A 6702-nucleotide genomic window follows, 5' to 3' on the forward strand; every position below is an offset into this window, starting at 1 on the left:
GTATGAGGCAGCCGATTGAAGCATTATTTGGTTGGCTCAATAAAGTTACTGGCATTGAAGATGCATCAAACGTCCGTTCATCAAAAGGGTTACTTACACTATTTATGGGAGACTGGCAGCTGCGATGATGCTTCGTAGTTATCCTGAACTTGGCTTTTGATTCGAATAGATTTGTTGATTTAGATCAAAAGCTGAATTCAGATGAAGTTTAGGTTGCCTTTTCTATAGTGCAAGTGTTGTTTTTGTGTGATTTTTTATGCGTTGCTGAGGGAGCTTAGAACCCTCTGATTCATAATGTTTTTTGTTATTATCGTAATGACCAAGGCGGTTTTATTTTTCTCTCTTTTATAGTGTCAACGCACTAATGGATATTGGCGCTGTTGCCATAAAATCATATGGCCTTTTAGGTCTATAAGTTGTTTAAAGCCTTTTTTCTGCAGGATCTGATAAGCAACTTGTGCGCGTCTTCCTGAGCGACAGTAAACAACAATGAGTCTGTTTTTGTAGTCATTTAACAACTCACTTTTAGCCCCTAATAGATCATAAGAGATATTAATGGCCCCCTGAATATGCCCTTGTTGGAATTCACCCGTTGATCGCACATCTAAAATAAGAGGCGCTTGTTGATCTTGTATCAATTTGAGCAATACTTGAGGTTCTAGCTGTTGCATCTTTGCCTGCGAAAATGCACTAAACAGTAGCAACGGTAATATTTTTAACAGATGTTTTAAATCCACGATTTTATTTCCTATATTATCGAATTCATAGAATATATAACTCGGAGTTTTTTATGTACAGTTTTTCATCCGGAATACCTGATAAATTAGGGGTGACTTTCACTCAAAAAGGAGCTAACTTTTGTGTTTATGGGTGCTTAGCTGAGTCGGTTGAACTGCTATTTTTTGACCATAAAGATGCCAAGACTGCGAGCCAACTATTCAAGCTTTCAGACATTAATAATCGCACCGCTTATTATTGGCATATTTTTGTTACAGGAGTAAAAGCAGGACAGTTGTACGCATTCCGTATTAATGGCCCCTATCGTCCACACGAAGGTCTGGCGTTTAACCCAGATAAATTATTACTTGACCCTTATGGATTATTAGTTGAACGTGGCGATAACTTCTGCCGTGAAGCCGCCATTAAAGAAGGCTCTAACATTGATAAATGCCTAAAGAGTGTGGTGGTTGATATTGATGATTATGATTGGGGTAATAATAAGCACCCACGGCATCCGCTCGCAACCAGTGTTATTTATGAGATGCATGTAGGGGGCTTTACTCGTCATCAAAGTTCAGGCATTGCCAAAAATAAGCGGGGTACTTATGCGGGTCTTGTGGAAAAATCCCCTATCTTAAAGAGCTTGGTATCACAGCAGTTGAATTGATGCCTGTACATCAATTTGACCCCAGTGAACATCATGCCGGTTTAGTTAATTATTAGGGATATAGCCCACTATCACTTTTTTCAACGCATCGAGAATATAGCTCAGACAGATCGGTTTTAGGGCCGATTAATGAGTTTCGTGACATGGTGAAAGCGTTACATGCCGCTGATATTGAGGTGATTTTAGATGTTGTTTATAATCATACCGCAGAGGGCGATGAAAAGGGTCCAACGTTCTCTTTTCGTGGTTTTGATAGCAGTGTTTATTACATTATGTCGGAAGATAGAAAGCATTATATGAACTTTAGCGGTTGTGGTAACACCCTCAATGGCACCCATTCTGTGGTGCGCCGTATGATCCTTGATAGTTTGCATTTTTGGGTGGAAAAGATGCATGTTGATGGTTTCCGTTTTGATTTAGCCTCTATTCTCTCTCGAGATGAAGTGGGTCGCCCGATGTTAAGTCCGCCGACACTGTGGAGCATTGATACCGATCCTATTCTTTCTCCGGTGAAACTGATTGCAGAAGCATGGGATGCGGGGGGGGTTATATCAAGTTGGCAGTTTAGCAGGGCAACGTTGGCGTGAGTGGAACGGTTATTTTCGTGATGATGTGCGCCGTTTTTTGCGTGGTGATTCAGGATTGGTGGGTAAATTTGTATCGCGCTTAATTGGTAGCCCCGATGTTTATGGCTCTCATAATTTAGAGCCTGAAAAATCGGTTAACTTTATCACTTGTCATGATGGTTTTACCCTGCATGACCTGGTTAGTTATAACGATAAACATAATCTTGCTAACGGTGAAGAGAATCGTGATGGTTGCTCAAATAATTACAGTTGGAATCATGGTGTTGAAGGGGAAACAGACGATCCTAAAATACAAAAATCAAGATTGCAGCAGATAAAAAATTTGATTGCCATTAACCTTATCTCATTAGGCACTCCGATGATATTAATGGGGGATGAAATAGCGCACAGTCAGCAAGGTAATAATAATGATTATTGTCAAGATAATTCCGATTTTTGGTTTAATTGGGATAATATAGAAAAAAATAAAGGTCTATTTCGTTTTACCAAAGCATTGATTGAGCAACGTACTACTTTGGAGGCAGTGCATCTCAGTGATGCAAGGCGTGCTTCTCTGCATGATATTATTGCTCAATCTGCGTTGCGCTGGCATGGTGTAAAAGTAAATCATCCAGACTGGGGGGAACACTCTCATGCGATTGCCATGGAAAGCAAGCAACCTAATTCAGATCATGTCGCTTATGTGGCTTTTAATGCGTATTGGCAAGATTTGAATTTTGAACTGCCAGTCTCTTCAAGTGGAAAATGGCAACGTATTGTGGATACTTCCCTGAGTGACGGGCAAAATATCCATGTGCAAGGTGATAAAAAACACTTTGTTAATAAAGAATATTTAGTGGCTGCGCGTTCTCTGGTTATTTTGATTGGATAGTTCACACTTAATTGATAAAATACAAGTAATTGAAATATTTCGTTAAACAAGTCGTTAAAAAAAGAGCAAACAATGGAAGTGGTACAAGATTCAGCACAACTGGTTAATTGGTTTCGTAGTTCAGCGCCTTATATCAATGCGCATCGTCATAAAACATTTGTATTAATGTTAGGCGGTGAAGCCTTAGAAACGGATAACTTTCAACATATTATTAATGATATTGCGTTATTAAATAGCCTCGGGGTAAAACTTGTTTTAGTGCATGGTGTACGCCCTCAAATTCAAAAACAGTTAGATCAACACGGTCATAAAAGTGCCTTTAAAAATGATATTCGTATTACTGATGAAAAAAGCCTCGTTTTAATAAAACAAGCGGTGGGTGCGGTGCAAATAGAGTTGCAAGCTCGTTTATCAATGGGCCTCGCTAATTCGCCAATGCAAGGTGCAAGTATCCGCACGGTGGTGAGCAATGTGGTGACAGCGCAACCTATTGGTATAAAAGATGGCGTTGATTATTGCCATGCAGGAAAAGTACGTCGCATTGATGTTGAAGGGTTAAAAATTCATCTTGATATGGGGGCTATCCCTGTTATCTCTCCTTTAGGCTACTCTGTGACGGGTGAAGTCTTTAACCTGCTTGCAGAAGAAGTTGCTACCCAAGTGGCGATTGGACTACAAGCGGACAAATTGATTGGTTTCTGCTCTAAAACAGGTGTGTTAGATGAGTCAGGAAAACTGATTTCAGAACTACTGCCCGAACAAGCACAGCAGCATGTTGATGTGATGGCAAAAAGAGACCAAGAAGCCTCTGGCACATTGCGTTTTTTACGTGCTGCTATTGCTGCTTGTAAAGCGGGCGTTACGCGTAGCCATCTTATTAGTTATTATCAAGAAGGTGCGTTGCTTAAAGAGTTGTTTACCCGAGACGGTAGTGGAACACAAATTGTGAAAGAGAGCTCAGAGCGTATTCGCACTGCAACGATTGATGATATTGGTGGTTTACTTGAACTCATAGAGCCGCTTGAAAAACAGGGTGTATTAGTAAAGCGTTCACGCGAATTACTTGAGAATGAAATTCACCATTTCCAAATTGTTGAACTTGATGGCATGGTTATTGGTTGTGCTGCCCTTTATCCTTTTAAAGATGAAAAGATGGGCGAGCTTGCCTGTTTAGTTAGCCATCCTAAATATCGCAGCAGTGGACGTGCTGATAACTTGGTTCTTCATGTTGAGCGTAAGGCGCGAGAACTAGGGCTAGATGCTATCTTTGTATTAACTACACAAAGTATTCATTGGTTTAGAGAGCGTGGTTTTAACTTTGCAGATATCAGTGATTTACCCTCTGCAAGGAAAGAACTGTATAACCTAAAACGTAACTCTAAAGTATTATTGCGTAAAATTCGTTAGTTCAAGGAAACACGACTCTATGTTTGTCTCGAAAAAAAGTTCGATTCTGTTATTGGCGATCTTATCTTTTTCTGTACACAGCAAAATACAGTACTTAACCATCGGCACGGGAGGTGTAACAGGCGTTTATTATCCTACGGGGGGGGCTATTTGTTACTTAGCGAATAAAATTGCAGAAGCGAATTATCATTGTGAAATAAAAAGTACGCCCGGCTCTATCTATAATATTGAGGGAATTCGCTCTGGCGAGTTAACCTTAGGTGTTTTGCAGTCGGATTGGCAATATCATGCTTATCAGGGGTCGAGTCGTTATAAAACAATAGGACCATTTCCTGAATTGCGCTCTCTGTTTTCAGTACACGCAGAACCTTTTACGGTATTAGCACGTGCAGATTCTAATATTAACCGTTTTGAAGATCTCAAAGGCAAACGCGTTAATATTGGTGCCCCTCGTTCAGGACAACGTGCGACGATGGAAATGCTATTATCACTTTACCAGTGGCATAAAAAAGACTTCAAAACAGTATTAGAGTTGACCCCTAATGAGCAAGCTAAAGCATTATGTGACAACAGAGTCGATGCTATTATTTATGTTGTGGGACACCCGAATAGTTCGATTAAAGAGGCATCGGGGGCCTGTCAAACAAAGTTGGTTAATGTGTCAGGCGATAAAATCGATAATTTAACCGCACAAACCAGTTATTATCAAAAAGCGGTTATCCCTGGTGGTATGTACCGAGGCAGTTTAGAGGATACGTTTACTTTTGGTGTTGGGGCTGTGATCACCACTACTTCTGCATTATCTGATGAAGTGGCTTATCAACTGGTTAAATCGATATTTGAAAATCATGCGGAATTTATTCAGTTACACCCCGCTTTTGCACAGTTAAAAAAACAAGAGATGGTAGAAAACTCAATTACCGCACCCTTACACAGCGGTGCACTTCGCTATTATAAAGAGGTGGGTTTGATTAAGTAGCAAAAAGAGAAAGTCAAATTATTACTGAGATATAGCTATGTTTTTTAATCTCACTCGCAAAAATAGTTTAAAAATATTGAAAACAGCGATCATTTACGCATAATGCTTGTTCATTTTTACAAGGAACTATTTATGAACAAGACCTTTAAATACTCTATTTTGAGTGCATTAGTATTATCCACATCGTTACTGCATGCTGCAGAGCAAAAATTCGTGACTATCGGCACGGGCGGGCAAACAGGCGTTTATTACGTTGTTGGTCAATCTATTTGTAAATTGGTCAACCGTGGCATTAAAACGCACAATATCAAATGTAATGCTCCATCAACAGGTGGCTCCGTTGCTAATATCAATGCGATTGGTGCAGGCGAACAAGATATGGGCATTGCACAATCAGATTGGCAATATCATGCTTACAATGGCACCAGTCAATTTGAAGGTCGAGGTAATAAAAAGTTACGTGCGCTATTTTCAGTTCATCCAGAACCCTTTACCCTAGTAGTGCGTGCCGACTCTGGCATCAACAGCTTTGACGATTTAAAAAATAAGCGCGTTAACATCGGTAACCCTGGCTCTGGCACACGTGGCACGATGGAGGTGGTGATGGAAGCTAAAAACTTTACCATGAAAGATTTTAGCCTTAAATCAGAGCTTAAAGCCGCAGAAATGTCGGCAGCACTGTGTGATAATAATTTAGACGCAATCACTTATACTGTGGGGCATCCATCGGGTGCAATTAAAGAAGCAGGCGTGTCTTGTGATTCAAAAGTTGTGCCTGTTGTAGGACCAGAAATTGATAAACTCATTGCCGACTTCCCTTTTTATGCACCTGCAATCATCCCTGGTGGCATGTATAAAGGAACGCCAAATGATGTTCCTACTTTTGGTGTTGCAGCTACTTTCGTAAGCTCTACTGATACCGATAATGAAACGGTTTACCAAGTCGTTAAAGCTGTTTTTGATAACTTCGCACGCTTCAAAAAATTGCACCCTGCCTTTGTAAACTTAAAAGAGCAAGATATGATCACTCATGCACTCTCAGCACCACTGCATGATGGCGCGGTTAAATACTACAAAGAGCGCGGTTGGATGTAATTTTTTATATTTTGACTATATACCCATGATACTTCAAGGTGCAAAGTCAGCAAGGAAAATCGTGCCAAGGTGCTAGGCATAAAATTGAAGCCTAGTCATTCTAAGTCGAGATTTTATAACAACGCAGATTGGTGCGAGTTGCCTTGCCCTTCGGGGCGCAAGCTCGAAAACCAGCCCAGCGTTGCAACAATCATAAAGGGAATAACCATTCGCTCATGTTGCGTCTTGCTCTGGTTACCGAGCTTGTGCCTGACAAAGCACCTTGAGGTAACATGGGTATAGAACCCTAAAAGGCAGTTTTACTGCCTTTTTTTATAACTTAATAATAAGAATAACTTATGCGCGAACAGATCCATATAATGAATGACGCTGAGCT

General features: G+C 40.4%; 7 protein-coding genes. 6 read left to right on the forward strand and 1 reads right to left on the reverse strand.

The window, feature by feature from the left end:
- Positions 1 to 353: 353 nt before the first annotated feature.
- Positions 354 to 737, reverse strand: a complete 384-nt coding sequence (locus G322_RS0116475; RefSeq protein ID WP_022942816.1) for a rhodanese-like domain-containing protein — start codon at positions 735 to 737, stop codon at positions 354 to 356.
- 53 nt (positions 738 to 790) lie between these two features.
- Between G322_RS0116475 and G322_RS24355 the strand changes: the two genes are divergently transcribed.
- From G322_RS24355 to G322_RS0116495, 6 genes are all read left to right on the forward strand, one after another.
- Positions 791 to 1387, forward strand: a complete 597-nt coding sequence (locus G322_RS24355; RefSeq protein ID WP_245542339.1) for a hypothetical protein — start codon at positions 791 to 793, stop codon at positions 1385 to 1387.
- A 143-nt stretch (positions 1388 to 1530) separates the two neighbouring features.
- Positions 1531 to 1974 carry an alpha-amylase family glycosyl hydrolase gene (locus G322_RS24360; protein WP_245542340.1) on the forward strand — a complete coding sequence of 148 codons (444 nt, stop codon included), beginning with the start codon at positions 1531 to 1533 and terminating at the stop codon, positions 1972 to 1974.
- Positions 1922 to 2845, forward strand: a complete 924-nt coding sequence (locus G322_RS24365; RefSeq protein WP_245542341.1) for an alpha-amylase family protein — start codon at positions 1922 to 1924, stop codon at positions 2843 to 2845. Before G322_RS24360 ends, G322_RS24365 begins: the two co-directional genes overlap by 53 nt.
- Positions 2846 to 2917: 72 nt before the next feature.
- A complete protein-coding gene (gene argA, locus G322_RS0116485) occupies positions 2918 to 4252 on the forward strand; it encodes an amino-acid N-acetyltransferase (RefSeq protein ID WP_022942817.1) in 1335 nt (444 codons plus the stop codon).
- A gap of 19 nt (positions 4253 to 4271) precedes the next feature.
- Positions 4272 to 5231, forward strand: coding sequence for a TAXI family TRAP transporter solute-binding subunit (locus G322_RS0116490; protein WP_022942818.1), 960 nt, complete (start codon positions 4272 to 4274; stop codon positions 5229 to 5231).
- A 132-nt stretch (positions 5232 to 5363) separates the two neighbouring features.
- Complete coding sequence (locus G322_RS0116495; protein ID WP_022942819.1) at positions 5364 to 6326, forward strand: TAXI family TRAP transporter solute-binding subunit; 963 nt, start codon at positions 5364 to 5366, stop codon at positions 6324 to 6326.
- The last annotated feature ends 376 nt before the right edge of the window (positions 6327 to 6702 follow it).

The organism is Psychromonas hadalis ATCC BAA-638, from assembly GCF_000420245.1.
GTDB classification, from domain to species: Bacteria; Pseudomonadota; Gammaproteobacteria; order Enterobacterales; family Psychromonadaceae; genus Psychromonas; species Psychromonas hadalis.

What these genes read in the sequence shown, in the direction of transcription:
- G322_RS24355 (WP_245542339.1), top strand. Translation starts at nt 791, where the DNA reads ATGTACAGTTTTTCATCCGGAATACCTGATAAATTAGGGGTGACTTTC.
- G322_RS24360 (WP_245542340.1), top strand. Translation starts at nt 1,531, where the DNA reads ATGGTGAAAGCGTTACATGCCGCTGATATTGAGGTGATTTTAGATGTT.
- G322_RS24365 (WP_245542341.1), top strand. Translation starts at nt 1,922, where the DNA reads ATGCGGGGGGGGTTATATCAAGTTGGCAGTTTAGCAGGGCAACGTTGG.
- argA (WP_022942817.1), top strand. Translation starts at nt 2,918, where the DNA reads ATGGAAGTGGTACAAGATTCAGCACAACTGGTTAATTGGTTTCGTAGT.
- G322_RS0116490 (WP_022942818.1), top strand. Translation starts at nt 4,272, where the DNA reads ATGTTTGTCTCGAAAAAAAGTTCGATTCTGTTATTGGCGATCTTATCT.
- G322_RS0116495 (WP_022942819.1), top strand. Translation starts at nt 5,364, where the DNA reads ATGAACAAGACCTTTAAATACTCTATTTTGAGTGCATTAGTATTATCC.